This window comes from Phenylobacterium sp., assembly GCF_036821595.1.
Lineage (GTDB): Bacteria > Pseudomonadota > Alphaproteobacteria > Caulobacterales > Caulobacteraceae > Phenylobacterium.
Genome location: NZ_DAISJG010000008.1, coordinates 1 through 25,673 on the forward strand (window position 1 = coordinate 1; position 25,673 = coordinate 25,673).

The 25,673-nt window shown below is 71.2% G+C and carries 28 protein-coding genes; 16 read left to right on the plus strand and 12 right to left on the minus strand.

Features of this window, described 5'->3' with window-relative positions; translation table 11 throughout:
* The 4 genes from V7Z97_RS06240 to V7Z97_RS06255 all read left to right on the plus strand — a co-directional run.
* Positions 1–368: hypothetical protein (locus V7Z97_RS06240; RefSeq protein ID WP_334162162.1), on the plus strand; the 368-nt coding region annotated here is incomplete at its 5' end.
* A gap of 171 nt (positions 369–539) precedes the next feature.
* The gene (locus tag V7Z97_RS06245; RefSeq protein ID WP_334162163.1) at positions 540–1,352 is read left to right on the plus strand and encodes a peptidylprolyl isomerase; all 813 of its coding nucleotides are present in this window, start codon (positions 540–542) and stop codon (positions 1,350–1,352) included.
* A gap of 105 nt (positions 1,353–1,457) precedes the next feature.
* Positions 1,458–1,637 (plus strand): hypothetical protein, encoded by a 180-nt coding sequence (locus V7Z97_RS06250; protein ID WP_334162164.1) that lies wholly within the window; start codon positions 1,458–1,460, stop codon positions 1,635–1,637.
* 237 nt (positions 1,638–1,874) lie between these two features.
* On the plus strand, positions 1,875–2,096 hold the full coding sequence (locus V7Z97_RS06255; RefSeq protein WP_334162165.1) for a hypothetical protein: 222 nt from the start codon (positions 1,875–1,877) through the stop codon (positions 2,094–2,096).
* Here V7Z97_RS06255 and V7Z97_RS06260 read toward each other — a convergent pair.
* From V7Z97_RS06260 to V7Z97_RS06270, 3 genes are all read right to left on the minus strand, one after another.
* Complete coding sequence (locus tag V7Z97_RS06260) at positions 2,093–2,377, minus strand: hypothetical protein (protein WP_334162166.1); 285 nt, start codon at positions 2,375–2,377, stop codon at positions 2,093–2,095. The genes V7Z97_RS06255 and V7Z97_RS06260 overlap by 4 nt on opposite strands.
* Before the next feature lie 77 nt (positions 2,378–2,454).
* Positions 2,455–2,646 carry a hypothetical protein gene (locus V7Z97_RS06265; RefSeq protein ID WP_334162167.1) on the minus strand — a complete coding sequence of 64 codons (192 nt, stop codon included), beginning with the start codon at positions 2,644–2,646 and terminating at the stop codon, positions 2,455–2,457.
* A 73-nt stretch (positions 2,647–2,719) separates the two neighbouring features.
* A complete protein-coding gene (locus V7Z97_RS06270) occupies positions 2,720–2,905 on the minus strand; it encodes a hypothetical protein (protein ID WP_334162168.1) in 186 nt (61 codons plus the stop codon).
* A gap of 115 nt (positions 2,906–3,020) precedes the next feature.
* Here V7Z97_RS06270 and V7Z97_RS06275 point away from each other — a divergent pair, with 115 nt between their 5' ends.
* From V7Z97_RS06275 to V7Z97_RS06300, 6 genes are all read left to right on the plus strand, one after another.
* Positions 3,021–3,725: a Crp/Fnr family transcriptional regulator gene (locus V7Z97_RS06275; RefSeq protein ID WP_334162169.1), complete on the plus strand. Its 705-nt coding sequence runs from the start codon at positions 3,021–3,023 to the stop codon at positions 3,723–3,725.
* 80 nt (positions 3,726–3,805) lie between these two features.
* Entirely contained in the window at positions 3,806–4,348 is a 543-nt protein-coding gene (locus V7Z97_RS06280; RefSeq protein WP_334162170.1) for a hypothetical protein, read from the plus strand.
* 12 nt (positions 4,349–4,360) lie between these two features.
* On the plus strand, positions 4,361–5,536 hold the full coding sequence (locus V7Z97_RS06285) for a zinc-dependent alcohol dehydrogenase (RefSeq protein WP_334162171.1): 1,176 nt from the start codon (positions 4,361–4,363) through the stop codon (positions 5,534–5,536).
* 151 nt (positions 5,537–5,687) lie between these two features.
* The gene (locus V7Z97_RS06290) at positions 5,688–6,965 is read left to right on the plus strand and encodes a dicarboxylate/amino acid:cation symporter (RefSeq protein WP_334162173.1); all 1,278 of its coding nucleotides are present in this window, start codon (positions 5,688–5,690) and stop codon (positions 6,963–6,965) included.
* A gap of 61 nt (positions 6,966–7,026) precedes the next feature.
* Positions 7,027–7,806, plus strand: a complete 780-nt coding sequence (locus V7Z97_RS06295) for a thioesterase family protein (RefSeq protein ID WP_334162174.1) — start codon at positions 7,027–7,029, stop codon at positions 7,804–7,806.
* An 8-nt stretch (positions 7,807–7,814) separates the two neighbouring features.
* The gene (locus V7Z97_RS06300; RefSeq protein WP_334162176.1) at positions 7,815–8,975 is read left to right on the plus strand and encodes a pyridoxal phosphate-dependent aminotransferase; all 1,161 of its coding nucleotides are present in this window, start codon (positions 7,815–7,817) and stop codon (positions 8,973–8,975) included.
* Here V7Z97_RS06300 and V7Z97_RS06305 read toward each other — a convergent pair.
* The 3 genes from V7Z97_RS06305 to V7Z97_RS06315 form a co-directional block, all read right to left on the minus strand.
* The gene (locus V7Z97_RS06305; protein WP_334162177.1) at positions 8,960–9,235 is read right to left on the minus strand and encodes a DUF1294 domain-containing protein; all 276 of its coding nucleotides are present in this window, start codon (positions 9,233–9,235) and stop codon (positions 8,960–8,962) included. The two genes, V7Z97_RS06300 and V7Z97_RS06305, sit on opposite strands and share 16 nt — an antisense overlap.
* 101 nt (positions 9,236–9,336) lie before the next feature.
* On the minus strand, positions 9,337–9,933 hold the full coding sequence (locus V7Z97_RS06310; protein ID WP_334162178.1) for a hypothetical protein: 597 nt from the start codon (positions 9,931–9,933) through the stop codon (positions 9,337–9,339).
* A 4-nt stretch (positions 9,934–9,937) separates the two neighbouring features.
* Positions 9,938–13,594 (minus strand): hydantoinase B/oxoprolinase family protein, encoded by a 3,657-nt coding sequence (locus V7Z97_RS06315; RefSeq protein ID WP_334162180.1) that lies wholly within the window; start codon positions 13,592–13,594, stop codon positions 9,938–9,940.
* 61 nt (positions 13,595–13,655) lie between these two features.
* Between V7Z97_RS06315 and V7Z97_RS06320 the strand changes: the two genes are divergently transcribed.
* The 5 genes from V7Z97_RS06320 to V7Z97_RS06340 all read left to right on the plus strand — a co-directional run bounded on the left by V7Z97_RS06320 (position 13,656) and on the right by V7Z97_RS06340 (position 18,301).
* A complete protein-coding gene (locus V7Z97_RS06320) occupies positions 13,656–14,351 on the plus strand; it encodes a DnaJ family molecular chaperone (RefSeq protein WP_334162181.1) in 696 nt (231 codons plus the stop codon).
* A 104-nt stretch (positions 14,352–14,455) separates the two neighbouring features.
* Positions 14,456–14,746: a hypothetical protein gene (locus V7Z97_RS06325; RefSeq protein WP_334162182.1), complete on the plus strand. Its 291-nt coding sequence runs from the start codon at positions 14,456–14,458 to the stop codon at positions 14,744–14,746.
* 331 nt (positions 14,747–15,077) lie between these two features.
* The gene (locus V7Z97_RS06330) at positions 15,078–15,371 is read left to right on the plus strand and encodes a putative quinol monooxygenase (protein ID WP_334162184.1); all 294 of its coding nucleotides are present in this window, start codon (positions 15,078–15,080) and stop codon (positions 15,369–15,371) included.
* Positions 15,372–15,383: 12 nt separating this feature from the next.
* Positions 15,384–16,607, plus strand: coding sequence for an acyl-CoA dehydrogenase family protein (locus V7Z97_RS06335; protein ID WP_334162329.1), 1,224 nt, complete (start codon positions 15,384–15,386; stop codon positions 16,605–16,607).
* An 89-nt stretch (positions 16,608–16,696) separates the two neighbouring features.
* A complete protein-coding gene (locus V7Z97_RS06340) occupies positions 16,697–18,301 on the plus strand; it encodes a M10 family metallopeptidase C-terminal domain-containing protein (protein ID WP_334162185.1) in 1,605 nt (534 codons plus the stop codon).
* Position 18,302: 1 nt separating this feature from the next.
* On the opposite strand, the gene V7Z97_RS06345 is transcribed toward V7Z97_RS06340, so the two are convergent.
* From V7Z97_RS06345 to V7Z97_RS06355, 3 genes are all read right to left on the minus strand, one after another.
* On the minus strand, positions 18,303–18,965 hold the full coding sequence (locus V7Z97_RS06345) for an OmpA family protein (protein WP_334162186.1): 663 nt from the start codon (positions 18,963–18,965) through the stop codon (positions 18,303–18,305).
* A gap of 116 nt (positions 18,966–19,081) precedes the next feature.
* Complete coding sequence (locus tag V7Z97_RS06350; protein WP_334162188.1) at positions 19,082–19,516, minus strand: CHRD domain-containing protein; 435 nt, start codon at positions 19,514–19,516, stop codon at positions 19,082–19,084.
* A 62-nt stretch (positions 19,517–19,578) separates the two neighbouring features.
* A complete protein-coding gene (locus V7Z97_RS06355; RefSeq protein WP_334162190.1) occupies positions 19,579–20,856 on the minus strand; it encodes a cytochrome P450 in 1,278 nt (425 codons plus the stop codon).
* 139 nt (positions 20,857–20,995) lie between these two features.
* Between V7Z97_RS06355 and V7Z97_RS06360 the strand changes: the two genes are divergently transcribed.
* Positions 20,996–21,466 (plus strand): GFA family protein, encoded by a 471-nt coding sequence (locus V7Z97_RS06360; protein ID WP_334162191.1) that lies wholly within the window; start codon positions 20,996–20,998, stop codon positions 21,464–21,466.
* Here the strand turns inward: V7Z97_RS06360 and V7Z97_RS06365 are convergent.
* The 3 genes from V7Z97_RS06365 to V7Z97_RS06375 form a co-directional block, all read right to left on the minus strand.
* Complete coding sequence (locus V7Z97_RS06365; RefSeq protein WP_334162192.1) at positions 21,463–23,148, minus strand: response regulator; 1,686 nt, start codon at positions 23,146–23,148, stop codon at positions 21,463–21,465. The genes V7Z97_RS06360 and V7Z97_RS06365 overlap by 4 nt on opposite strands.
* Entirely contained in the window at positions 23,145–24,644 is a 1,500-nt protein-coding gene (locus tag V7Z97_RS06370; protein ID WP_334162194.1) for an ATPase domain-containing protein, read from the minus strand. The genes V7Z97_RS06365 and V7Z97_RS06370 overlap by 4 nt, the downstream gene beginning before the upstream one ends.
* Positions 24,645–24,754: 110 nt before the next feature.
* The gene (locus V7Z97_RS06375) at positions 24,755–25,666 is read right to left on the minus strand and encodes an SMP-30/gluconolactonase/LRE family protein (RefSeq protein ID WP_334162195.1); all 912 of its coding nucleotides are present in this window, start codon (positions 25,664–25,666) and stop codon (positions 24,755–24,757) included.
* Between the last annotated feature and the right edge of the window lie 7 nt (positions 25,667–25,673).

Below are 25,673 nucleotides of genomic sequence, written 5' to 3' on the forward strand. Positions count from 1 at the left end.
TCCCCGAGCTCAACACCCTGGCCCTGGCCGAGCGGATCACCTCGCTCGAACCCGTCGGCCGTGGCGGCGGCGAGGGACGGCCCGGCTGGGACGACGACCGGCCGGGCGGCGGCTGGGGCCCCGGCGGCGGGCGGCCCGACACCCGCGGCGTGGAGGGCGCGCACAGCGTCTTCTTCGCCCGGCCGACCGTGCGCGGCATGGACCTGGCGGCCGGCTCGAACGGCGCCAACAGCTTCTGCCGCCGGCAGGGCCTGGGGCCCGCGGTCTATTTCGACTCCAGCGAGCGGGCGCCGCGGGCGTTGGGGCCGGAGGGCCAGATCGTGGGCCGCTCCCCGGTGCTGCGCGACGTGCTCTGCCGGAAGTTCTGAGAGCATCCCCCTCTCCCGCGAGCGGGAGAGGGCCGGGATGAGGGCGGCGGAGGACCTGGAGCCGGGCGCTCGGGCGGGACCCGCGGATCCGGGGCCCACGATGGTTCATGACGTGACGCCGGCGCCGCCCTCAGCCTACCCTCTCCCGCAAACGGGAGAGGGGGAGATTCGATGAGGAGAGCCGTGCTCGCCGCCGCCGCCATCCTGCTCTCCGCCCAGGCGCCCGCGCCGTCCGACTGGCGGCCGCTGGCGGCGGAGAACACCCTGGTGGTAGACACGTCCAAGGGGCGGATCGTGGTCGAGATGCGGCCGGAATTCGCGCCGCTGGCGGTGCAGCGGGTGAAGCTGCTGGCGCGGGAGCGCGTCTACGACGGCCTCCTGTTCCACCGGGTGATCGACGGCTTCGTCGACCAGACCGGCAACCCGGACAACAGGGATGGCGGGACCTCCAGGCATCCGGACCTGCCGCCGGAGTTCACCTTCAAGCTGACGCCCGGCGGGCCGCAGGCTGTGGTCGTGCGCCGCAGCGACGGGGTGGCGGGGTTCGTGGGCTCGGCGCCGTTCGAGGCGGTGTCGGAGGCCGAGGCCGCCCGCGCCCCGGACCGGCTGGTGCGGGCCTGGGGCGCCTATTGCGCGGGCGTGGTGGGGATGGGCCGGCAGGCCGACCCCGGCACCGCCAATTCCGAGATCTTCTTCATGCGCGCTCCGGCCCGCCGGCTCGACGGAGACTACGCGGTGTGGGGCCGGGTGGTGCAGGGGCTGGACGTCGTGCGCGCGATCAAGGTGGGCGAGCCGCCGGCCGACCCCGACCGGATGGTGCGGGTGCGGGTCGCCGCCGACCTGCCGCCCGCGGAGCGGCCGGCGCTGGAGGTGCTGAACGAGCGCGGGCCGGCGTTCGCCCGCCGGGTCGGCGAGCTGAAGGCGGCGAGGGGGGCGGACTTCAGTGTCTGCGACGTGGAGGTCCCGGTTCGCGCTATGCGATAGTTCGCGCCTGCGACAACCGGTAGCAGGCGTCGCGGGCTGCACGCAGTTGGTGTGTTAACCCGAAGCCGCCTATCGCACGTCCCGTAGTACCTAGGGGCGTATTCGATGAAGTTCGAGGTGATCGAACAGGCCGGGACATGGATCGTCCAGCAGCAGGGCGAGGAGGTCGCGCGGTTCGACCGGCAGATCCTGGCGCTCGACGAGGTCGCCCGGCGGCTGCGCGAGGCCGACGTGGGCGACGCCGGCGCGGCGCTCTCCGTGCGCTACCAGGCGAGAGCCGGTTAAGTCTCCGACCATCCTCCCCTAGTCGGCGGTCAGCAATTGTTAAGCTGGCTGCTATGGCGGGTACCTGACTTAGTGTCCGCGCGGCCGGGAATATTCAGGGAGAACCTGAATTCGCTTGGGATCGGCGGATCGCGGGCGCACAATGCCTCATCGTCGGCTGTGGCGTCTGGCCGCCGGCGACCGAGAGACAGGGCCCGTCACAAGGGTCAGCTCCCGCCAGCATCGAGGGAGTCCGTCATGCCTTATCTCTGCTACGTGCACAGATCGTCGAGCGGCGTTCCTCATTTCGAGGTTCTGCCCGACCTGACCCGCGAAGAGGCGATCCAGCGCGCCGGCGAGCTTCTCGCCCAGCGGCCGGACGGCCAGTGCGCGGAACTCTGGGAGGAAGACCTGCTGGTCTTCACCCTGGCGCGGGCCGGCGTCCCCGCCGCGCATGTGTGCGAAGCCGCGGCGGGCTAGACCCGCATCTCGAAGTAGGCCTTTTCGCTGCCGGTCGTGTGGCCGAGCATCACGAGACGGAACGTCGCGCCGTTCTCCAGCGTCAGCACGCCCTCGCCCTCGCGGAACGCCTCGGCGGCGATCTCCGGCGTGGCGATGATGGAGCCCCGCAGCCGCGCGGGCCCGAGCCTGAGGCTGGCCGGCTCGCCCAGGATCTCGTAGTCCACCTGGCCCTTGAAACCCCGGTAGCGGAGCTCGCCGGCGCCGGGGAAAACGGGTAGCTGCTTGCGGGCGTGCGCCATCGGCTCTCCTTTGGGGTGAGCTGGGATAACGGCTGAGGCGCAGGTTCGATCCGCCCCGCGGCTTGCTTTTTGGTGTCTCAGGCCGTCGCCGCCGGCCGGCGGCGCAGGCGCAGGATGCAGAGCGGCCCGTCCCAGACCTCGACGGCGTGGTGGTCGCGCAACCTGGCCTCGGCCAGCCCCCGGGCGTTGCCCCGCTCAGCCGCCGGCAGCTGTTCGGCGAAGGCGGTCTCGCCCGCCTCGTCCAGCGCATAAAGAAGCAGTTCGCCCACGTTTCCTTCCCCGTCCGCGCACAGGGATACCGACGTGAGACGAGCGCGTCTGCCCGCCTTCCGACATAGCGCCTCAGGCCATTTCGTCGCGGGGGCCGGTTCCCGTGCGGCGCGCCTCCTCGGCGCAACGGAGCAGCCGGCGCGCCGACTCCTCGGCGGAATCCGGGGTCAGGGAGACGCCCACCGCATCGGGGCCCAGGACCACGACCTCGCCGTCCACGGCGGTCACGGTCATCGGTTCGGAGAAGGGATCGCTCAAGGTCAGACCATGTCTTCAGGAACAGGACAGTCCCCTGAACCAACCCAGGAAGGCCGCCGTTCCCTCGCCCCGTCGCGTCTGAACCCGACGGCCTGGGTTCTGCGTTGTGAAGGCCATGGCGTGGAGCAACCACTTCCTGGACAGTCTTGAACCCGGCGACCTCGCGGCGCTTCGGCCGCACCTGGCCGAGGTGGCGCTGCAGCGCAACGAGCTGCTGGACGAGGCCGGCAAGACGATCGTCGACGTCTACCTGCCGATCGACTGCATCCTGTCGATCGTCACCGTCATGCGCGACGGCGCCCAGGTGGAGAGCCGCACGATCGGGCGCGAGAGCGGCTACGGCCTGCTGCACGCGCTGGGCTCGCCTATCTCCTACGAGCGGATGATCGTGCAGGTGAGCGGACGGGCCTGGCGGCTGCCGCTCGAGCGGCTGCGCGAGGCGGCGGAGGCGAGCCCGAAGCTCACCCGCTGCATCGTCCACCACGCCCAGGCGACCATCATCCAATCGGCGCAGTCGACGGCCTGCAACAGCCTGCACTCGGCCGAGCAGCGGCTGGCGCGGTGGCTGCTCCTGACCCAGGACCGGCTCGCCTCGGACCTGCTGCCGCTCACCCAGGAGCACCTGTCGATCATGCTTGGGGTGCAGCGGACCACGGTGACCGCCATCGCCTCGGAGATGCAGGCGCGCGGCGTGATCTCCTATGTCCGCGGCAAGATCACGGTGGAGGACCGGACGGCGCTCGAGCGCACATCCTGCGAGTGCTACGAGGCGATTCAGCGGGGCACCGAGCACATGCTGCACCCGCACCGGCGACGCTAAGTCTTTCAAAAGCCAAGGCTGGAACATTCGGGCGGCGTGGCCGCTTGGGCCCTCGTCGGGGGACTCGACGGGAGCCATTCATGACCGCGGCTGACACCTACAGCGCCAGGGGGACCGCGCCCGGCGCGGCGCGCCCCGAGACCTCTTCCAGACCCGCCGAACGGCGCAGCTTCGGCGCGCCGTCGCCCATGACCCTGCCGATCGGCCAGCATCGCGCCAGCCTCTTCGCCGACCGGGTGCGCGCGAAGCCGGCCGTGTCGCCGCAGCTCTCGTACATGATCGGCCAGACGGCCATCGGGCTCGGATTCTGGGGCCTGCTGTTCCCCAACAGCGTGAAGCGCACGCTCGGGGTGGAGTCCTCCGCGCCGGTCGTGCAGGCGCTGTTCGGCGCACGCGAGCTGTGGACCGGCTTCACCCTGGCGGGGGATCCCACCAAGTCGGAGATGCTGTGGGCCCGGGTGGCCGGCGACCTCTGCGACATCGCCGTGCTGGCCTCCCTGGACAAGCCGGAGAACCCGAAGCGCGGCAACGCCAAGGCGGCGCTGGGGCTGGTGCTCGCCGTCACGGCGCTCGACCTCGTCACCGCGGTGCGCATGAGCACCGTCAAGCGCAACTGCGAGTAGGAGCCAAAGACCATGAAAGCGATCTGCTGGCAGGGGAAGAAGGACCTGCGCTGCGAGGAAGTCCCCGATCCGATCATCGAGGACCCGAAGGACGCCATCATCAAGATCAGCTCGACCTGCATCTGCGGCTCGGACCTGCACCTTATGAACGGCTTCGTGCCGACCATGTGCGTGGGCGACGTCCTGGGCCACGAGCCCATGGGCGAGGTGGTCGAGGTCGGCGCCGAGGCCAAGGCCCGGGGCCTGAACGTCGGCGACCGGGTCGTCGTCCCGTTCCAGATGACCTGCGGCGAGTGCGAGCAGTGCCTGAAGCAGAACTTCTCGGCCTGCCAGACGACCAACCGCAACGCCGACCTAGCGATGGCCTTCTTCGGCGACACCACGGCGGGGCTGTTCGGCTACTCACACATCACGGGCGGCTACGCCGGCGGCCAGGCCGAGTACCTGCGCGTGCCCTATGCGGCGACCACCTGCATCAAGGTGCCCAAGGCCGGCGAGGACGAGAAGTACCTGTTCCTGTCCGACATCCTGCCGACCGGATGGCAGGCGGCCGAGCAGGTGAACGTCGGGCCCGAGGACACGGTGGCCGTCTGGGGCCTGGGCCCGGTCGGCCAGATGACCGTGCTGTCGGCCAAGGTGATGGGCGCCAAGCGGGTGATCGCCATCGACGACGTCCCCGAGCGGCTGGAAATGGCCGCGCGCCTGGGCGCCGAGCCCCTCGACCGTCGGGGGATCAATGTGATCCACACCCTGAAGGAGATGACCGACGGGCACGGACCGGACGTGGTGATCGACGCCGTCGGCATCGAGGCGCATGGCCCCACGGCGGTGCTGGAACTGATCGACCGGGTGCAGACCGCCTTCAAGCTGGAGACGGAGCGGCCGGTGGCCCTGCGCGAGGCGATCATGGCCTGCAAGGCGGCGGGCCGGGTCTCGGTGCCGGGCGTCTACGGCGGGCTCAGCAACGCCATCCCGATGGGCGCGCTGATGAACAAGGGCCTGACGCTGCGCACCGGCCAGACCCATGTGCGCAAGTACGCCGACGACCTGCTGCGGCGGATCGACGAGGGTGAGATCGACCCGACCTTCGTGGTCACCCACGTGGCCCCGCTCGGCAAGGGGCCGGAGCTCTACAAGATGTTCCGCGACAAGCAGGACCGCTGCATCAAGGTGGTGCTGAAGCCGTAGGGAGGCGCCCCCTTCCCACCAAGTGGGAGAGGGGGACCACTCGCGCTCGGCCGACGGTCCCCTCTCCCACCCGCGGTGGGAAAGGAAGTTCGCTGCATTGGCCGGATGAGATACGGTCCACGGTTCGACGGGGCCGGGAGCCATTCCACACATGCTGCGATCGCTGAGCGTGCGGGTGCTGATCGCGCTCGTGGCGGGGCTGGGACTGGGCGCGGCCGCGGCGGCCTACGGAGGCGACGGCCTGCGGGGGCTGATCGAGGGCGTGGAGTCGATCGGCACGCTCTGGCTCAACGGCCTGCGGATGACCGTGGTGCCGCTCCTGTTCTCGGTGCTGGTGGTGGGCATCGCCAGCGTCGCCGACGCGGCGGCGACCGGCCGGCTCGCCGTGCGGGCCCTGGCCTGGTTCCTGGGCTTCCTGCTGATCGGCTGCGCCTGGAGCATCCTGTTCAGCAACGGGCTCTACGCGGTCTGGCCGGTGAGCGAGGCCGGGGCCGCGGCGCTCACCGCCGGGGCGCCGCCGCCGCCGGCCGAGGTGCAGGCCACGCCGAGCTTCGGCGAGTTCGTGAAGGCCCTGGCCCCCACCAATCCGGTGAAGGCCGCCGCCGAGGATTCCATCCTGCCGCTGGTGGTGTTCGCCGGCTTCTTCGCCTTCGCCGTGACCCGCCTGGCCGAGCCGCGTCGCCGGGCGCTGACGGAGTTCTTCGATTCCATCTCCGCGGCCATGGTGGAGATCGTCCGCTGGGTGCTGTGGGCCGCGCCGGTGGGCGTGTTCGCGCTGTGCCTGGGCGTGGGCCTGCGGGCCGGGGTCGGGGCGGCCGGGATCATCGGCCACTACATCGCCGCCGTGGTGCTGGCGCAGGTGGGGATCATCCTGGTGGCGCTGTCCGCGGCGGTGGTCATCGGGCGCGTGCCGCTCGGCCAGTGGCTGCGGGCGCTGGGGCCCGTGCAGGTGACGGCCTTCGCCACCCAGTCCTCGATCGCCTGCCTGCCGGCGATGATCGAGCAGAGCCGCGACCAGCTGCGCGTGCCGGACCGGATCACCGGCCTCGTCCTGCCGCTGGCGGTCTCGGTGTTCAAGCTGACCAGCCCGGTCGCCAACCTGGGCGTGGCGATCTTCGTGGCTCAGGTCTACGGGATCGAGCCCACCGCGGTGCAGTACCTGGGCGCGGTGATCATCGCGCTGGCGGTCAGCGTGGCTTCGGTGGGCCTGCCGGGCCAGGTGTCGTTCTTCATGTCCACGGGGCCGATCTGCCTCGTCCTGGGCCTGCCGCTGGACCTCCTGCCGATCCTGATCGCGGTGGAGGTGATCCCGGACATCTTCCGCACCGTCGGCAACGTCACCGGCGACATGGCCGTGACCGCCATCCTCGCCCGCGGCGAGGAACCGGACCCTGCCGTCGACTCCGACGCCGAGCCGGCACTGGGCTGAATCCCTCTCCCAGGGGGAGAGGGTTGCTGGCGCCCGGGAACGTCCGGCATGGTCCCGCCCCATGCAGAACGAACCTTTCTTTCGAATCGACGGGGACCATTACGTCCCCACCCCCGCCAGCCGCGGACCGTGGAATCCGAACTCGCTGCACGGGCGGGTGATCATCGGCCTGCTGGGCCACGAGATCGAGCGGCTGTACGGCGGGCCGGAATACATCCCCGCGCGGCTGACCGTGGACATGTACCGGCTGCCGGACCTGTCGCCCGTGGAGGTGACCACGCGGGTGGTGCGCGACGGCTACCGGATCAAGGTGATCGACGCGGAGTTCGTCTCCGGCGGGGTCTCGGCGGGGCGGGCCACCTGCCAGCTCCTGCGGCGCACGGAGGCCACCACGGGGACCGTCTGGAAACCGGAGACCTGGGACGCGCCGAAGCCGGCCGACATCCCGGTCCCGCAGGACCCGCGCATGGGCATGGGCGGGATGTGGGCGATGCGGCCGATCACCGGCGCCTTCGGCACCGTGGGGCCGCGGAAGACCTGGATGAGCGAGGTGCGCGAGCTGGTCGAGGGCCGGCCGCTGACGCCGTTCACCCGGGTGGCGGTGGCCGCCGACTTCGCCAGCCCCTTCGCCAACGCCGGCGACAAGGGGCTGGAGTACATCAACACCGACATCACCGTGTACCTGCACCGCGAGCCCGCGACGGAGTGGGTCGGCTTCGAGGTGATCAACCACGGCTCCACCGACGGCGTCGGCATCGGCGAGTGCCTGCTCTACGACGAGCAGGGGCCGATCGGCTCGGCCGCCTGCTGCGCCCTGGCGCAGAAGCGGGCGGCGGGGTAGCAGCCCCCATGTACCCGCCCGTCGCGCGCCCCGAGGTCCTGGCCCTTCGATCGTCCCAGATCCGGGACGTGGCCAATGCGGCGCTGGGGCGGGCCGACGTGCTGCCGTTCTGGTTCGGGGAGGGCGACCTGCCGACGCCGGAGCCGGTGCGCCGCGCGGCGGCCGAGGCCCTGATGTCGGGCCGCACCTACTACACCCACAACCTCGGCCGGGCGGAGCTGCGCGCGGCGCTGGCGGCCTATCTCACGAGGCTGCACGGGCGGCCTGTGGACGCGGACCGGCTGGCGGTCACCTCGGCGGGCGTCAGCGGGCTGATGATCGCCGCCCAGGCGGTGGTCTCGCCGGGCGACCGGGTGGTGGTCACCGGGCCGGTCTGGCCCAACGTCGCGGAGATCCCCCGCATCCTGTCGGGCCAGGTGGAGACGCTGGCGGTGGAGGCGGCGCAGGGGCGCTGGCGGCTCGACCTCGACCGGCTGATGGATGCGCTGACGCCCGACACCCGCGCCCTGTTCCTGAACTCGCCGAACAACCCCACCGGCTGGACCCTGCCGGCGGCGGACCGGGCGGCGATCCTGGAGCGCTGCCGCCGCTACGGGATCTGGCTGGTCGCCGACGATGTGTACGAGCGGCTGACCTTCGGGCGCGACCACGCCGCCTCGTTCCTGGAGCTGGCCGAGCCCGAGGACCGGCTGATCAGCGTCAACTCCTTCTCCAAGGCCTGGCGGATGACCGGCTGGCGGCTGGGGTGGATGGTGCTGCCCCCGGCGCTGGTCGAGCCGGTGGGCGTCCTCCTGGAGTACAACACCTCCTGCGCGCCCGACTTCGTGCAGCACGCGGCGGTCACGGCGCTGGAGGAGGGCGAGCCCTGGATCGCCGCGCTGCGGGCGGAGCTGACGGCGGCGAAGGACCAGGTGCTGGGCGGCCTGCGCGAGATTCCGGGCGTCGAGGCGCCGGAGCCGGACGGCGGCATGTACGCCTTCTTCCGCATCGCCGGCTGCGAGAACTCGGTGGACCTGGCCCGCACCCTGATCGCCGAGGCGAAGCTCGGGCTCGCGCCGGGCTCGGCGTTCGGGACGGAGGGCGAGGGCTGGCTGCGCTGGTGCTTCGCCGCCCGGCCGGAGAAGAACGCCGAGGGCCTGGCGAGGCTCGCGGCCTACATGAGCCGGTAGGCCAGCCAGCCGCAGACCGCCACGAGCTGGACGAAGACGATCAGGCCGAGCCAGGTGCGGAACGGCTCCTTCCGCGTCTTGTGGCGCAGGAGCCGCTGGGCCGCGACGGCGCCGGGCGAGCCGCCGAGCGCGGCGAGCGCCAGGAGGTGGCGCTCGCGGAACCGGCGCTTACGGCTGCGGGCGTTGCGCTTGTCGGCCGCGAACACGGCCAGCGCAGCGGCATTGATGCCCGCCACGTACGCAAGAACGAACGCCAACATAGGCTAAGCCGTAGCCGCCCACCGCTTAACGAAAGGCGACTGAACGCCGTTCAGTATACTGAGTTTGCGAACTTCCTTCCGCCGCGGGCGGAAAGGAGGGCTCAGTTGGCGGGCGTCTCGGCCGGCGCCGCCTCCGCCGCCGGGGCCTCCTCCTCGAGCGCATTGACCTTGAAGGTGGCGCCCATGAGGGCCGCGCGCTTCTCGAGGTCGGCGGCGACCGTCTCGCACTTGGCCGGCAGGGCCCAGCTCATCCACATCTGGGCGACGGTGGATTTCTTCACCTCGGGCCCGGCGTTCCAGATGGCGCGGCCCTGGCGGACGGCGGCGGCGCCCTGCTGGTTGATCGGGCGCAGGCTGGCCTTCTCGGCGGCGGTGATCGCGGCCTGGAAGTCCTTGAGCTTGGCCTGGCCGTAGGTCTGCTGGTCGGCGTAGACCTTCATGTCCTCGGCGAGGCTGCGGTTCGGCGGGCGGTAGGCGGACTCGATGCGCCGGACCTCGGGCAGCATCTCGTCGTGCAGGTCGAGGTAGCCGCGGAGCGCCCCGTAGCACCAGGCGACGAAGGGATAGTCCTCCTTCGGCGCGCCGGTCGGGTGGGTGTCTGCGGGAGCCTCGGCAGCGGCCGGCGCGGGGGCCGTGGTCACGGTGGCGGCGGCGGGGTCCTGGGCCAGCAGGGCCAGAGCAAGTGCAAGCGCGGTCATACCGTCAGTCATCATCCTGAAATTCAGCGATTTTCGGGCAGCCCACGCGACCGAACCCTCCGCCCCCCGCGGTCTCGATCTCGATGGCGTCCCCTGGCTTCACTGTAACGGAGAAGCAGCCAGGAAGTTCAGTAGCCTCGCCCGCGGCGGCGAGCAAACGCTGCCGGCCGGGAAGGGCGGGCCCGCCGCCGGCCAGGCCCTGTGGCGCGTGCTCACGGCGGGAGGATAGCAGCGCGGCCTCCATGGGCGCCAGGAAGCGGACGCGCCGCACCGCGCCGTCGCCACCCCTGCGCGCGCCGGCCCCGCCGGAGCCGTGGCGGATCGCGAAAGTCTCCACCCGGACCGGGAAGCGGCGCTCCAGGATCTCCGGATCGGTGAGGCGGGAGTTGGTCATGTGGGTGTGGACGGCGCTGGTCCCGTCCGCATTCGCCGTCGCGCCGGCGCCGCCGCAGATCGTCTCGTAGTACTGCCGGGCCTCGTCGCCGAAGGTGAAGTTGTTCATCGAACCCTGGGCGTTGGCCATGACGCCGAGCGCGGCATAGAGGGCGTCGACCACGTGCTGGCTGGTCTCGACGTTGCCGGCGACCACGGCGGCGGGGGGATGGGGCGCCAGCATGGAGCCGTCGCGGGTGAGGATCTTCAGCGGCTTCAGGCAGCCGGCGTTCAGCGGGATGTCGTCGTCCACCAGGGTGCGGAAGACGTAGAGGGCCGCGGCGTCGACGATCGCCGACGGGGCGTTGAAGTTGGAGGGCAGCTGATCGGCCGAGGCGGTGAAGTCGAGGACCGCCTCGCCGTTCGCGGCGTCCACCGTGGTGCGGACGACGATCTCGCCGCCGCCGTCCATCGGCACGCGGGCCTCGCCGTCCGAGAGCCGGCCGAGCGCGCGGCGGACCGACTGGGCGGCGTTCTCCTGGACGAAGGCCATGTAGCGGGCCACCGCCTCCGGGCCGTAGGTGCGGATCATCTGGGCCACGGCCGCCGCGCCGGCCTGGCAGGCGGCGATCTGGGCCTTGAGGTCGGCGAGGTTGCGGTCCGGCGCCCGGGCCGGGAAGCGGCCGGCTGCGAGCGCGCCGCGGGTCTCGGCTTCCAGGAAGCGGCCCTCCCGCATGATCGGCAGGGCGTCGAGCAGGACGCCCTCCTCCTCGATGGTGGTCGAGAACGGCGGCATGGACCCCGGCTGCACCCCGCCCACGTCGGCGTGGTGGCCGCGGGCGGCGACGTAGAAGGCCGGCCGGGCGTCCGTCTCCGCCATGAACACCGGCATGACCACGGTGATGTCGGGCAGGTGGGTGCCGCCGGCGTAGGGGTTGTTCAGGGCGTAGGCCTCGCCGGGCTTCAGCACCGGGTGGCGGTCGCGGACGGCGCGGACGCTGGCGCCCATGGAGCCCAGGTGCACCGGCATGTGCGGGGCGTTGGCGACGAGGCCGCCGTCGGCGTCGAACAGGGCGCAGGAGAAGTCGAGCCGCTCCTTGATGTTCACCGAATGCGCCGTGCGCTCCAGAGCCGCGCCCATGGCCTCGGCGACGCCCATGAAGCGGCGGTTGAACAGCTCCAGGGTGACCGGATCGGGCCGGTCGAGGGCGATCTGCTGCGTCTGGGCGGCGCTGGTGCGGGTAAGGCGCACCAGGCCGTCGGCGTCGGCCGTGGCGCGCCAGCCGGGCAGGACGGCGATCTGGGTGTCGGGGCGGACCACCAGGGCGGGACCATCGACGGCGGTGAGGGTGTCGGCGGGGATGACCGGGGCGTCATGCCAGGCGCCGAGGGCGTACATGGAAACCCGCTCATCACCGCGAAAGCGGGGACCCAGGTGTTCTGATGGTTGCGGCGCGTCGGCCTGCTCGGCGGCTTGGGGTCCCGCCGGACGGAAAAAGCCTGGGTCCCCGCTTTCGCGGGGATGAGCGGAGGAGGTGGCCTCGGCCTCGACCGCGGCGATGAGGATCGTCCGGCCGGGCTCGGTGAAGCCGAAGAGGCGGTGGTGGGCGTCCTCGAAGGCGGCCTTGGCGGAGCCGGCGTCCGTGGCCTCCACGGGGAGTTCGGCGTCGGCGCCGTCGTAGCGCAGGCGTAGCGTCCGACGGACGGCGCCCGCCTCCGCGCCCTGATCAGCGAGCGCCCTGCGGGCCTCGGTCTCGATCCCGTCGAGAAGGTCCGTGGCGGCGGCCAGGCCCTCGGGCGAGAGCGGCTGCTCCAGCCCGGCCTGCCGCAGCGCGGTGACGTCCGCCTGGCCGATGCCCCACGCGGAGAGGACCGAGCCGTACCTGGGGCAGAGCACCTCGGTGACGCCGAGCGCCTCCGCGGTCTGGCAGGCCACCTGGCCGGCGGCCCCGCCGAAGGCGGTGAGGGCGTGCTCGCGGGGGTCGAAGCCGCGCTCGGTGGAGATCCGGCGCACCGCCTGGGCCATCTGCTCCACCGCCACGGCGACGAAGCCCTCGGCGGCGGCCTCGACGCTGTCGGCTCCCATGGCCTGCGCCAGCTCGGCGAGGCGGGCGCGGGCGGCGCCGGCGTCCAGCGGCGCGTCGCCGTCAGGCCCGAACACCTGCGGGAAGCGCCGCGGGTCGAGGCGGCCGAGGACGAGGTTGGCGTCGGTGACGGCGGCAGGTCCGCCCCGGCCATAGCATGCCGGCCCGGGCTGGGCGCCGGCGCTGGCGGGACCGGCCCGGGCCCGCATGCCGTCGAAGGTGAGCACCGAGCCGCCGCCGGCCGCCACGGTCTCCACGTCCAGCATCGGGGTGCGCAGGCGCGCGCCGGCCACACGGGCGGTGTCGCGGCGCTCCAGCCGGCCGGCGTAGCGGCAGACGTCGGTGGAGGTGCCGCCCATGTCGAAGCCGAGAACGGCGTCGCGGCCGGCCTGGCGGGCCGTGCGGGCGACGCCCACCACCCCGCCGGCCGGGCCGGAGAGCACGGCGTCGCGGCCGCGAAAGGCCCCGGCGCGCACCAGGCCCCCGGCGGAGGTCATGAAATAGAGCGGCGCCCCGGCCACGGCGTCGGCCACGCGGCGGACATAGGCCTGGAGGATCGGGGTGAGATAGGCGTCGGCGACGGTGGTCTCGGCCCGCGGCACGAAGCGGGGCAGGGGCGAGACCTCGTGGCTGAGCGCCACGAAGGGAAAGCCGGCCTCGCGGGCCAGCTCGCCGGCGGCGAGCTCGTGCGCCGGGTTCAGGTCCGAGTGCATGAAGGCGACCGCGCAGGACGCATAGCCCTCGGCGATGGCGGCCCGGAGCTTCGTGGCGAGGGCCTCACGGTCGAGCGGGCGGACGACGGAGCCGTCGGCGGCGAGCCGCTCGTCGGCGTCGACCACGCCCGCGTAGAGCGGCTCCGGCCGGCGGATGACCAGGGCGAAGAGCGCAGGCCTGGACTGGTCGCCGATCACCAGGGCGTCGGCGAAGCCTTCGGTCGTGACGAGGAGGGTCTTCGCGCCGGCCCGCTCCAGGAGCGCGTTGGTGGCCACGGTGGTGCCCATCTTGATGGCGTCCACCCGGCCGGCCGGGAAGGGCTCGTCCGGACCCGCGCCCAGGAGGCGGCGCATCCCTTCGACGGCCGCGTCCGTATAGGCTGGGGAGGCGGAAAGAAGCTTTGTGGAGGTCTCAAGACCATCGGAGGCCCTGCCGATCACGTCGGTAAAGGTGCCGCCGCGATCGATCCAGAAACTCCACCGCCTGTCCAAAACTTAACGTCCCGATGAATTGTCATGGCGGCGCCATGGTCTTAAGGCTGGACTTACTCCGATGAGCTTCTGGCGTAAAATCGCGGGGCTGGCGGTCCGCAACCTCGACGAGGCGGAATGCGCCGAATGCCCGCCCGGGCTGCCCGGCGAGGACCCGGCCTTCTCCACGGCCGTGACGGCGCTCGGCGCGAAGCTCGCCAAGGCCGACGGCAACGCGCACGCCGACGAATACTCCGCCTTCGCCCAGGTCTTCCAGCCGGAGGACGGCAGCCAGGGCAATGTGCGGCGGCTGTACCAGCTCGCCCGCCAGACCACCCGCGGCTTCGAGAGCTACGCGCGGCGGCTCGCCAAGCGCTACCGCCACTGTCCGCAGATCCTCGAGGACGTGCTGGACGGCCTGTTCTACGTGGCGACGTCCGACGGGGCGGTGACCGCCGACGAACTCGCCTATCTGGAGCGGGTGTCGGAGCTGTTCGGCCAGAGCCCGCTGACCTTCCGCCGGATCAGGGCCATCCACCTGGGCGCGGAGAAGGACGATCCCTACGCCGTTCTCGGCGTCGCCCACGACGCGACCGACGAGGCGGTGCGCGCCGCCTGGAAGGCGCAGCTCTCCGAGGCGCACCCGGACCGGGCCCGAGGCCGGGGCCTGCCCAGCGAATTCATCGAGGTGGCCGAGGCCAAGGCCGCCGCGATCAACGCCGCCTTCGACGCCATCATGCGCGAGCGCCGGGCCTGGGCGCTCGAAGGGGCGGCATGACAGCCCAAAACGGGTCTTAACCCTCATAGATTATTGACGGCCGGGACCCGCAGGCCGACATAGTTGGTTCAAGGCCCTGCCCAGAGGGCCCACGTGAGGACGCCATGGTGAAAGACTTCGCCGCCCGCCACGGATCCGCGCTCCGCAGCCTCGCTGTGGTGGGCGCCACGCTGGCCACCGCCGCGGCGGTGGTGGTGGGCGTCGTGCTCGCGGTGTTCTTCGCCGCCACCGTGGCGGTGATCGCCCTCATGGCTTCGGCCCTGCTGGCGTTCGCCGGCCTCGCCATGCGCGCCCGCCGCACCGCCCGGGCCCGCCAGCGCGCCGACGGGATCATCGAGGCCCGCCACCTCGGCGGCCACCACTGGGTCGCCTACGGCTGGAACGAACGCAGCTAGGGTCCGCCCATCCTCGCGACGGCCGGGGCGCGGGCTCCGCCGCAGTTCAGGAACCACGGACTACACGGACCACAGGGAAGGCGGGCTATTTGCTCCGCTTCGCGATGATCGTCTGCGCGCCGCAGGCGCGCGATCCCGATGGGCAACCCGGCTGAGGCTCTCTCGGCGCCGCCTCTTTCCGTCTGGTCCGTGTATTCCGTGGTTCTCCGTCTTGTGCGATCCAGCTTGCGCCAACGTGCGGGAAAGGACGCCCTTCCCTAGGGACGCGCTTGCCGACGCCGGGCGCCGCCTCTACCGTCGGCCCTTCAAACAAACGTTGGGAGAGGACGGCATGACCATCGGGGTGATCGCGACGCTGAAGATCCAGGAGGGCAAGGGCCAGGAGTTCGAGACCTTCTTCGGGGAGCTGCAGCAGCAGGTCCGGGCCAACGAGCCCGGCAACATCGCCTATCAGCTGACCAAGAGCCGGACCGAGCCCAACACCTACAAGGTGCTCGAGCTCTACAAGGACGAGGACGCGCTGAAGCACCACGGCGGCACGCCCTATTTCAAGGCGGCGGGTCCGAAGTTCATGGGCGTGCTCGCGGGTGCGCCGAACGTCGAATACCTGGACGGCGTGGGGTGATGGGCCATGGCCATGGACCTCGAGTTCACCGCTGAGGACCTCGCGTTCCGGGACGAGGTCCGGGCCTTCATCGCCGACGCCTTCGACGACGACATGCGCGCGCGCATGGCCCAGTCGAAGAACGGCCACATCAACAAGGACGGCCAGGTCCGCTGGCTGAAGCGGCTGCACGAGAAGGGCTGGATCGCGCCCGACTGGCCCGTGGAGTACGGCGGCACGGGCTGGAGCCTCGGCAAGAAGTACGTCTTCGACATGGAGATGGCGCTGGCCGGGGCGCCCTCCACCTCGAACATGGGCCTGCGGATGTGCGCGCCCGTGGTCATGGCCTTCGGCACGCCGGAGCAGAAGGCCCAGCACCTGCCGAAGATCCTCTCCACCGACGTCTGGTGGTGCCAGGGCTATTCCGAGCCCGGCTCCGGCTCGGACCTGGCCTCCCTGGCGCTGAAGGCCGAGCGGGACGGGGACCACTATGTCCTCAACGGTTCGAAGACCTGGACGACCTACGCCCAGTGGGCGGACTGGATGTTCTGCCTGGTCCGGACCTCCAACGAGGCGATCCGCCAGCAGGGGATCTCCTTCCTGCTGCTCGACATGAAGACGCCCGGCATCCAGATCGTGCCGATCCCGACGCTCGACGGCCCGCCGGAGGGCGACCAGGAGATCAACCAGGTCTTCTTCGACAACGTCCGCGTGCCGGTCTCCAACCGCATCGGCGAGGAAGGCCAGGGCTGGACCTACGCCAAGTACCTGCTGCAGTTCGAGCGCGGCAACGCCTATGCGCCCGGCCTCTCCAACATGCTCAACAAGGTCAAGAAGATCGCGGCCGTGGAGCAGAACGGGCGCGGCGGGCGGATGATCGACGATCCCGACTTCCGGCGGAAGCTGGCCGAGATCGAGATCAAGATGGGCACGCTGAACGCCACCGAACTGCGGGTGTTCGCCGGCCGGGCGAACGGCGAGGCCATGGGGGCGGTCTCCTCCATGCTGAAGCTGGAAGGCAGCCAGATGCAGCAGGCGATGACCGAGCTGGCGCTGGAGGCGGCGGGGATCTACGCCCAGCCCTTCGTGCGCGACACCTGGGCCGAGCTGGACGGGCGGACCAACGTGGCCCGCGCCGGGCCGGACTATGCGGCCACCGTCGCGCCCATGTACTTCAACTACCGCAAGACCTCGATCTACGCGGGGTCGAACGAGATCCAGCACAACATCATGGCCAAGATGGTGCTGGGGCTCTGAGCCGGCGCGACGCTGCGCCTCCCCCGGCTGGGGGAGGTTCTGGAAAGGATTTCGGGTAGGCTGGGGCCGTTTCCACCGCGGGGGCGGCCTTGCCTATCACGACGCAGCAGATCATTTCCTCCCTTGTCGAGCCCGGCGAATGGGTCGGATCGACCATCACCTTCAGCATTCCGGGCCTGGGCAGCACCTGGGCGGGCTATCCCGCGGGCGACGAGCAGGACAACGCCGACTACGGCGTGCTGAACGCGGCTCAGGCGGTCGCCTTCCGCACCGCGATCGCGGCCTGGGACCGGCTGATCGCCCCGGGCTTCAGCGAGACCAACGACCAGCAGACGCCGGGCCAGATCCGCGTCGCCTTCACCGACGTGGACGACTTCGCCGAGGGCGCCGTGGCCTATGCCTACGGCGCGCCGACCTTCGGCCTGGGCCCGACCTGGGCGGGTGACATCTGGCTCGACGAGTCCACCAAGCCCAGCGCCTTCACGCCGACGACGGACGACTTCCACACCCTGATCCACGAACTGGGCCATGCGCTCGGCCTCAAGCACCCGTTTGAGGGCGAGACCACGCTGCCGGCGGAGTACGACAACCAGCGCTACACGATCATGTCGTACGACGACGCCGGCGACGCCTACCTCAAGACCGTCTCGGCGACGGCGGGCGGGATCGAATGGCGAGGCGCCCTGGTCATGCCGTCCACGCCGATGCTGTTCGACATCGTGGCCATCCAGTCCAAGTACGGAGCCGACCTCACCGCCGGGGCCGGCGACAGCACCTACAGCTGGTCGCAGGCCAGCGCGATCTTCGAGACCGTCTACGACACCGGCGGGATCGACACCTTCGACCTGTCGGCGCACAGCCGCGCCTCGATCGTGGACCTGACGCCCGGCGCCTTCTCGAGCATCGCCTACTGGTCGGGCCAGGCGCAGGCCGCCTACTGGATCGGCATCTACGGCGCCGGCTACGCCAGCTTCCTCAACCAGGCCTTCGCGGAGGCCAACACCTATACCTGGAGCCGCAACGTCGCGACGGCGTACGGCACGGTGATCGAGAACGTCATCGCGGGTTCCGGCTCCGACACCGTCACCGGCAACGCCGCGGCCAACGCCATCTACGGGCGGCTGGGGAACGACTCCATCGCCGGGGGCGACGGGGAGGACTTCCTGCGCGGCGACGAGGGGAACGACAGCATCACCGGCGGCGCGGCGTTCGACGACATCCACGGCAACATGGGCGACGACGTGGCCTGGGGCGGCGACGGCGACGACTGGGTGGTCGGCGGCAAGGACAACGACCGCCTGTTCGGCGAGGCCGGCGGCGACATCGTCTATGGCAACCTCGGCGCCGACACCCTGGAGGGCGGCGAGGGCGCGGACATCGTGCGCGGCGGACAGGGGAACGACACCCTGGCCGGCGGCGCGGGCGACGACTGGATGGCCGGCGACCGGGGCGACGACACCCTGAGCGGAGGCGCGGGCGCGGACATCTTCCACAGCCACGCCGACGCCGGGATCGACCGGATCCTCGACTTCAACCGGGCCGAGGGCGACCGGGTGAACCTGCTGCCGGGCACGACCTACAGCGTGGCGCAGAGCGGCGCCGACGTGGTGGTCAGCATGGGCGTCGCCGGCCAGGTGGTGCTGGTCGGCGTCCAGCTCTCCTCCCTGACCGGCGACTGGCTGTTCGGCGCCTGACCTAGCCGCGCAGCGGCTTCAGGATGATCTCCACCCGGCGGTTCTGGGCGCGGCCCGCGTCGGTGTCGTTGGACGCCTTCGGCTGGCTCTCGCCGCGGCCGGCGATGTACAGCCGCTCGCGCATCACGCCGCGGTCGGTGAGATAGGTGGCGACCGAGGAGGCGCGTCGCTCGGAAAGCGCCTGGTTGTAGTCGTCCGAGCCGGTGGAATCGGCGTGGCCGATCACGTCCACGGTGGTGGAGGGATAGTCGCGCAGGGTGCGGGCGATGCTCTCGAGGGGCTCGCGCATCTCGGGCCGGATGTCGGCGCGGTCGTAGGCGAAGGTGATGTCGCCGGGCACGTTGAGCACGATGTCGTCGCCCTGGCGGGTGACGTCGACGCCGGAGCCGCGGAGCTGTTCGCGCAGCTGCGCCTGCTGGCGGTCCATGTAGTGGCCGACGGCCGCGCCGCCGAGCGCGCCGACGCCGGCGCCGATCAGCGCGTTCTGGCGGCCTTCCTCGCTCTTGCTGGTGTTGGTGGCGTAGCCCAGGCCGGCGCCGGCCAGAGCCCCGAGGATCGCCCCGGTGGCGCGGTTGTCGCGCACCGGCTGGCCCGTATAGGGATCAACGGTGGTGCAGGCCGCGAGCGCCGCCGCAGCGCCGAGCAGCACGAATTTCTTGAGCATCTAGACCTCTCTCGTCCGGTAGACCGCCCCAGTGCCGTGCGCAAACGTGCGCTCGCGGCGGGGGGTTGCCATCATAGGGAAACAAGCGGCGCCATTAAGGCGCCGCCTGCCGAGGACTATCTGGAGAGCTGGCCGCGGATCGCGCCCGGCGGGAACTCGGCGTTGTGGACGTTGACGTAATAGCCGCCGGGGTTCTGCAGGATGTCCTTCACGACCTCGGCCGAGGCCGTGGCGCAGCCGGAGCTCTTGCCGTCGGCGCCGGGGGCGGTCAGCGGGACCACGGGCGGGCCCGCGGCGTCGGGGCCGGCCTTGTGGATGTGAGCGGCGGTGGCCGCGGCGATCTTCTCGACCATCAGATCCCAGCAGACCTGCGACTGGCCGACGTTGACGCGGAAGGTCGCGTGGCCCGAGCCGTCGGGGTCGCCGGGGTTCGGCTTCTCCGCCGTGCCCGTCAGGTGGGCGCTGAGCGGGCGGCCGCCGTCCTGCGCCTGCGCGGGCAGGGCGACAAGCGCAAGCGCCAGGGCGGCGGCGCCGAGTGGGGCGTAGATCATGGTGCGTCTCCTCCGGTCCCCCGACCTGAGCGGTGCGACTGAAACCCTGCCGGACGACTGCGTCAATTCCGCGTCGGGATGACCACGGGCAGGCGCTCGTAGCCCTTCACGAAGGAGGAGAGGACGCGGCGGGGCGGGCCCACCACCTCGATCTTCGGGAAGCGGGCGAGGATCTCCTCCCAGATGATCTTCAGCTGCAGCTCGGCGAGCCGGTTGCCCACGCAGCGGTGGATTCCGAAGCCGAAGGACAGGTGCTGGCGCACCCGGGGCCGCTCGATCCAGTAGTCGTTGGGCCGCTCGATGACCTCCTCGTCGCGGTTGCCCGAGACGTACCACATGGCGACCTTGTCGCCTTCGCGGATGGTCTTTCCGCCCAGTTCGAAGTCGCGCTTGGCCGTGCGGCGCATGTAGGCGAGCGGGGTCTGCCAGCGGATGGTCTCGGAGACCATCGACGGGATGAGGCCGTGATCCTCGCGCAGGCGGCGGTCCTGGTCGGGGTTCTGGTGCAGGGCCAGGACCGAGCCGGAGATGGTGTTGCGGGTGGTGTCGTTGCCGCCGACGATCAGCAGGATCAGGTTCCCGAGGTACTCCATGCGGTCCATGTTCCGCGTGGACTCCCCGTGGGCCAGCATGGAGATCAGGTCCGGCTTGGGCGGGGCGTTCACCCGCTCGTTCCACAGCCGCATGAAGTAGTCGACGCACTCGAACAGCTCGGCGCGGCGCTCCTGCTCGGCGACCTCGGGATCCGTGGAGCTGAACAGGCCCGAGTCCGGCGAGGCGGTGGCCACGTCGGACCAGCGGGTGAGCTTTCGGCGGTCCTCCCAGGGGAAGTCGAACAGGGTCGCCAGCGTCATGGTGGTGAGCTCGATGGAGACCTTGTCCACCCAGTCGAACTCCTCGCCGATCGGGCAGTCGTCGAGGATCTTCGCCGCCCGCTCGCGGATGATCGGCTCGAGATAGGCAAGGTTGTTGGGCGAGACGATCGGCTGGACCGTCTTGCGCTGCACGTCGTGCTTGGGCGGGTCCATGGCGATGAACATCGGCAGGGTGAAGTCCTCCGCCGGGTCGGGGAGGACGATGGTCGGCTCCGACGAGAAGACCTCGTGGTTGGTGTCCACCGCCATGATGTCGTTGTACTTAGTGACCGACCAGTAGGGCCCGACGTCCTCGAAGCCGGACTCCGCCCAGTGGACCGGGTCCTCCTTCCGCAGGCGCTCGAAGTAGGGCCACATGGTGTCGGTGCGGAAGAGCTCCGGGTCGGCCGGATTGATCTGGTCGAGCGGCATCGAATAGGCCGCTTCCCGCGCCGCGCGCTTCACGTCGATGGAGCCGTCGTCCATGGCTGGTCCTCCCCGGGGCGGCCCGTTGGGTGACCGCCGTTCACCTAAGTCTTGCGCCGGAACGGGGCGGAGGGGAAGAGGCTGGACAGCGAAGCTGGGCTTCGCCAGTGTCCGGCCACGGGAACAAACGGGGATCGAAATGGCTGGTCTCGCCGGCGGCTGCGCATGCGGAGCGGTGCGCTACCGTCTGAAGAGCGGCCCGATGTTCGTGCACTGCTGCCACTGCGCCGACTGCCAGCGGCAGGTGGGCAGCGCGTTTGCGATCAACGCGCTCATCGAGACCGACCGCATCGAGGTGCAGTCGGGAGAGGTCCGGCCCACCCGCCTGCCGACGGACAGCGGCCGGCCGCACCTCGTCTATCGCTGCACGGCGTGCGGCACGACGCTGTGGAGCGACTACGGGGACCGCAGGGTGATGAGCTTCCTGCGCGCCACGACGCTGGATGACCCCGCCGCGCTCCCCCCGGACGTGCACATCTTCACGCGCTCAAAGCTGCCGTGGGTGCGGCTGCCGGAGGGGGCTCGGGCGTTCGAGGTCTATTACGACATGCAGAAGGAATGGCCGCCGGAGAGCCTCGCCCGCCGCCGCGCCATCCTCGGCGCCGGCTAGGTCCGTCCGGGCGGGGTCAGGGCGGCCTTCAGCTTGGCGGCCAGGTCGCGCTCCAGATAGGGCTTGCGCAGGATGCCGTCCTCGCCGGCTTCCTCCAGGGCCGCGGTGTCGGCGTAGCCGGTGACGAAGAGGATCGGCACGTCGGGCCGCCGCGCGCGCGCCTCGCGCGCCACCTCGGCGCCGTTCATGCCGGGCATGGCGAAGTCGAGCAGCACGAGGTCCACGCCGGGCTCGCGGTCCAGGACGTCCAGGGCCGCCCCGCCGCTGCCGGCCTCGATGACCCCATAGCCCAGGTCGCCCAGGATCCCCGCGGTCACCTCGCGCACGGCGCTGTCGTCGTCGACCACGAGGACCCGGACGTTGCGGGGCGCGATGTGCGGCTCGGCCGCCGGCGCGGCCGCCGCGTCGGGGCGCTGGCCCGTGGCGCGGGGCAGGTAGATCCTCACGGCCGTGCCCTCGCCGGGGACCGTCTCGATGCGGACGCCGCCGCCGGACTGCTTGGCGAAGCCGTAGACCTGGGCCAGGCCCAGGCCCGAGCCCTTGCCGACCTCCTTGGTCGTGAAGAACGGCTCGAACACCTTGCCCCGCACCTCCTCGGTCATGCCCGAGCCGGTGTCGGTGACGGAGACCACGACGAACTCGCCGGCGGGCGGATCCTCCGGCCGTTCGGGCGGGCCCACGGTGACGTTGGCGGTCTCGACCCGCAGGTCGCCGCCCACCTCCATGGCGTCGCGGGCGTTGATGGCGAGGTTGAGGATCGCCAGCTCGATCTGGGTGGGGTCGATCATCGACGCCCAGAGGTCCGGCTGCAGGCGGGTCTCGATCCGGACACTGCCCCCCATGGTGGACTGCAGCAGGTCGTGCATCCCGGCCACGGTCTCGTTGAGGTCCACGACCCGCGGCTCCAGCTTCTGGCGACGCGAGAAGGCCAGCATCTGGGCGGTGAGCTGGGCGCCCCGCTCCGCGGCCTGGCCGATCATCTCCAGGCGCCGGAGACGGGCCGGATCGGCCTCGGTCTTCTGCATCTGGCGGATGTTGCCCAGCACGACCATCAGCAGGTTGTTGAAGTCGTGGGCGACGCCGGAGGTGAGCTGGCCGACCGCCTCCAGGCGCTGCGACTGGCGCAGGGCCGATTCCATGCGCTCGCGCTCGGCGATCTGGCCGGCAAGCTGGCTGTTGGCGGACGCCAGCTCGGCGGTGCGCTCCTCCACCCGGCGCTCCAGCAGTTCCTCGGCCTCCCGGATGGCCTGCAGGCGGTCGCGGGCCTCGTACTGGCGCCGGCGGCCCCGCAGGGCGGTCTGCACGACGCTCACCAGGGTGGTGGGGTGGAAGGGCCGCTCCAGGAAGGCGACGTTGCCGAGCGCGCCGGAGAGCCGGCGGGCGGCGGGATTGCGCTCCAGCCCGCCGCCGCGCGGAGCGAGCACCACGATCGGCAGGTCCGACCAGGCCGGCTGGTGCTCGATCCAGTGGCCGAGCGCCGGAAAATCCGGGCCCTGCAGCGCCTCCTCCACCACGAGCGCGGCCCCGACGCCGTGGTCGAGCTCGGCCACGAGGCTCGAGAGGTCGGTGCAGACGGTGGCCGTCAGCCCCGCTTCCTGCAGGATCGCCCGGGCGATGGCCGCGTCGCGGCCGAGCGGGGCGAGGACCAGCACACGCCCGGAGCCGGACGTGCCGATCGTCATGCGGAGGGCTCGCCCATGAGGCCAGCGCCGTGGCCCACGAAGTTGGGCACCCCGCGCAGCACGCCCTGGAATTCGACGAGCGGCGGGCCGACCATCAGGCCCTCTCCGCCGATCTCGTACTCGCGGATGGTCTTCTCGTGCTGGCCCGAGCGCTTCTTGATCACCGACATCGCCCGGCGCACCTGGCCCGCGGCCTCGAAGTAGCGCAGCAGGAGCACGGTGTCGGCGAGGTAGGTGACGTCCACCGGCGCCTTCATGTCGCCGACCAGGCCGTGCTGGGCGACGGTGAGGAAGGTCGAGGCGCCCTGGCGGTTCAGGTACTGCAGGAGCTCGTGGATGTGCAGGACGAGGAACTGCTCCTCGGGCATGGCGGCCTGGTAGCCGTTGAGGCTGTCGACGACGACGGTCTTGATGCCGCTCGCGTCGACGCAGTGGCGGACGCGCGCGGTGAACTCCCCGGGCGACAGCTCGGCGGCGTCCACCTGCTGGACGAGCAACTGCCCGGTCTCCACCAGCGGCTCCAGGTCGATGCCGAGGGACTTGGCGCGGTTGAACAGCAGGCCCAGCTCCTCGTCGAAGACGAACAGGGCCGCGCGCTCGCCCCGGTGGATGGCGGCGAGCGCGAAGTGCAAGGTGACGAGCGACTTGCCCGTGCCCGCGGGCCCCAGGATCAGGCAGCTGGAGCCGCGCTCGATGCCGCCGCCGAGCAGCTCGTCCAGGCCCTCGACCCCGCTGGGCAACGGGTCCCGGGAGAACCGGGTCTTGTGCTCCGAGGAGATCAGCCGCGGATAGACCTCCAGGCCGCCGGTCTTGATGGTGAAGTCGTGGAAGCCGCCGCGGAACCTGCGGCCGCGATACTTCACGACCCGGACGCGCCGCCGCTCCGCGCCGTATTCCGGCGCCAGCTCCTCCAGACGGATGACGCCGTGGGCGACGCTGTGGACGGTCTTGTCGAGGGTGTCGGTGGTCAGGTCGTCGAGGAGCAGGACCGTCGCGCCGCGGCGGGCGAAGTAGTGCTTCAGGGCCAGCACCTGGCGGCGGTAGCGCAGGGAGCTCTGGGCCAGCAGGCGGATCTCCGAGAGGCTGTCGATCACCACCCGGCCCGGCCGGATGCGCTCGACGGCTTCGAAGATCATCCGGGTGGTCTCGCCCAGCTCCAGGTCCGAGGAATAGAGCAGGCTCTGCTGCTGCTGCTCGTCGAGCAGGCTCTCGGGCGGGACGAGCTCGAAGACCTCCACGCCGTCCAGGTCCCAGCCGTGGGAGCGGGCGGTGTCGCGCAGCTCCTCCTCGGTTTCCGACAGGGTGATGTAGAGCGTGCGCTCGCCGGCCTGGGCGCCTGCCCGCAGGAAGCTCATGGCGGCGGTGGTCTTGCCGGTGCCGGGACTGCCTTCCAGCAGGTAGACGCGGTCGCGGGCGAAGCCGCCGGCGAGGATGTCGTCGAGGCCGGCGACACCAGTGGAAGCCTGCTCCGTCGTTCGAGGCTTCTCGGTGTCCATATCCGGTCTCACAGGTTCGCCGGCGGTCCTAACGCCAAGCTCCGCCCCTTCATACGGCGAAGCGTCCGAAGCACCGGAACGTTCCCCTCAACTGTCAAGCTTGGGCGGGTTCACCCGTTGAAGTTCAGCTTCAGGCCGGGACGCGGCCAGCGAGCCTTGTAGAGCCTGCCGGTGGAGGAGGCGGTGATCCAGACGTCCATCATGTCGGCGCCGCCGAAGCAGATGTTGGTGGTGACGAGGTCCGGGATCGGGAAGTGCTCGGTGGTCCCGTCCGGGTCGAAGGCGGTGACGCCGCCGTTGATGATGGTCGCCACGCAGACCTTGCCCGAGGCCTCCACGGCGAGGCTGTCGAGGAGCTGGTAGCCGGGCAGGTTGCAGATCACGCGCCCCGGAGCGAAGCCTGCCGGGGGCGCCAGCACGCCGGGCTCGGCCACGTCGAAGGCCCACAGCCGGCCGAGCTGGGTGTCGGCCACGTAGACGACGCTCTCGTCCGGCGAGAGGCCGACGCCGTTGGGGGAGATGATGTGGTCGCGCTGGCGGCTGATGTGGGAGCCGTCGGTCTTCGCATAGTAGAGCGCGCCGAACTTCCGCCCCTCCGGCGTCGAGCAGCCGTGGTCGGTGAACCAGAAGCCGCCCGTGCGGTCGAAGACGATGTCGTTGGGGCCGATCAGCCGGCGACCGTCGCAGGCCTCGTAGATGGTGGAGAGCTCGCCGGTGCGCAGGTCGAAGCGCTGGATCATGCCGCCCTGGTGCTCGGGCGGGGTGGGGCCGGGGATGGTCAGGCCCTGGTTGTCGAGCCACTGGAACGAGCCGCCGTTGTTGGTGATCCAGATGGCGCCGTCCGGCCCGATGGCCGCGCCGTTCGGGCCGCCGCCGGTCTCGACCACGGTCTCCTTCGAGCCGTCCGGCCGCACGCGGGTGAGCCGCTGGCCCTTGATCTCGGTGAGGATCACCGAGGCGTCGGCCATGGCGATCGGCCCTTCGGGGAACTCGAAGCCCTCGGCGACCAGTTCGTAGTCCATCCGTGTC

Bases quoted from the DNA above. Each gene is read 5' to 3' on its own strand.
- V7Z97_RS06370 (WP_334162194.1), bottom strand. From the start codon at position 24,644: ATGGACACCGAGAAGCCTCGAACGACGGAGCAGGCTTCCACTGGTGTC.
- V7Z97_RS06360 (WP_334162191.1), top strand. From the start codon at position 20,996: ATGGCTGGTCTCGCCGGCGGCTGCGCATGCGGAGCGGTGCGCTACCGT.
- V7Z97_RS06345 (WP_334162186.1), bottom strand. From the start codon at position 18,965: ATGCTCAAGAAATTCGTGCTGCTCGGCGCTGCGGCGGCGCTCGCGGCC.
- V7Z97_RS06310 (WP_334162178.1), bottom strand. From the start codon at position 9,933: ATGACCGCGCTTGCACTTGCTCTGGCCCTGCTGGCCCAGGACCCCGCC.
- V7Z97_RS06300 (WP_334162176.1), top strand. From the start codon at position 7,815: ATGTACCCGCCCGTCGCGCGCCCCGAGGTCCTGGCCCTTCGATCGTCC.
- V7Z97_RS06335 (WP_334162329.1), top strand. From the start codon at position 15,384: ATGGACCTCGAGTTCACCGCTGAGGACCTCGCGTTCCGGGACGAGGTC.
- V7Z97_RS06260 (WP_334162166.1), bottom strand. From the start codon at position 2,377: ATGGCGCACGCCCGCAAGCAGCTACCCGTTTTCCCCGGCGCCGGCGAG.
- V7Z97_RS06320 (WP_334162181.1), top strand. From the start codon at position 13,656: ATGAGCTTCTGGCGTAAAATCGCGGGGCTGGCGGTCCGCAACCTCGAC.
- V7Z97_RS06350 (WP_334162188.1), bottom strand. From the start codon at position 19,516: ATGATCTACGCCCCACTCGGCGCCGCCGCCCTGGCGCTTGCGCTTGTC.
- V7Z97_RS06355 (WP_334162190.1), bottom strand. From the start codon at position 20,856: ATGGACGACGGCTCCATCGACGTGAAGCGCGCGGCGCGGGAAGCGGCC.
- V7Z97_RS06305 (WP_334162177.1), bottom strand. From the start codon at position 9,235: ATGTTGGCGTTCGTTCTTGCGTACGTGGCGGGCATCAATGCCGCTGCG.
- V7Z97_RS06290 (WP_334162173.1), top strand. From the start codon at position 5,688: ATGCTGCGATCGCTGAGCGTGCGGGTGCTGATCGCGCTCGTGGCGGGG.
- V7Z97_RS06365 (WP_334162192.1), bottom strand. From the start codon at position 23,148: ATGACGATCGGCACGTCCGGCTCCGGGCGTGTGCTGGTCCTCGCCCCG.
- V7Z97_RS06295 (WP_334162174.1), top strand. From the start codon at position 7,027: ATGCAGAACGAACCTTTCTTTCGAATCGACGGGGACCATTACGTCCCC.
- V7Z97_RS06330 (WP_334162184.1), top strand. From the start codon at position 15,078: ATGACCATCGGGGTGATCGCGACGCTGAAGATCCAGGAGGGCAAGGGC.
- V7Z97_RS06280 (WP_334162170.1), top strand. From the start codon at position 3,806: ATGACCGCGGCTGACACCTACAGCGCCAGGGGGACCGCGCCCGGCGCG.
- V7Z97_RS06325 (WP_334162182.1), top strand. From the start codon at position 14,456: ATGGTGAAAGACTTCGCCGCCCGCCACGGATCCGCGCTCCGCAGCCTC.
- V7Z97_RS06245 (WP_334162163.1), top strand. From the start codon at position 540: ATGAGGAGAGCCGTGCTCGCCGCCGCCGCCATCCTGCTCTCCGCCCAG.
- V7Z97_RS06375 (WP_334162195.1), bottom strand. From the start codon at position 25,666: ATGGACTACGAACTGGTCGCCGAGGGCTTCGAGTTCCCCGAAGGGCCG.
- V7Z97_RS06275 (WP_334162169.1), top strand. From the start codon at position 3,021: ATGGCGTGGAGCAACCACTTCCTGGACAGTCTTGAACCCGGCGACCTC.
- V7Z97_RS06285 (WP_334162171.1), top strand. From the start codon at position 4,361: ATGAAAGCGATCTGCTGGCAGGGGAAGAAGGACCTGCGCTGCGAGGAA.
- V7Z97_RS06250 (WP_334162164.1), top strand. From the start codon at position 1,458: ATGAAGTTCGAGGTGATCGAACAGGCCGGGACATGGATCGTCCAGCAG.
- V7Z97_RS06255 (WP_334162165.1), top strand. From the start codon at position 1,875: ATGCCTTATCTCTGCTACGTGCACAGATCGTCGAGCGGCGTTCCTCAT.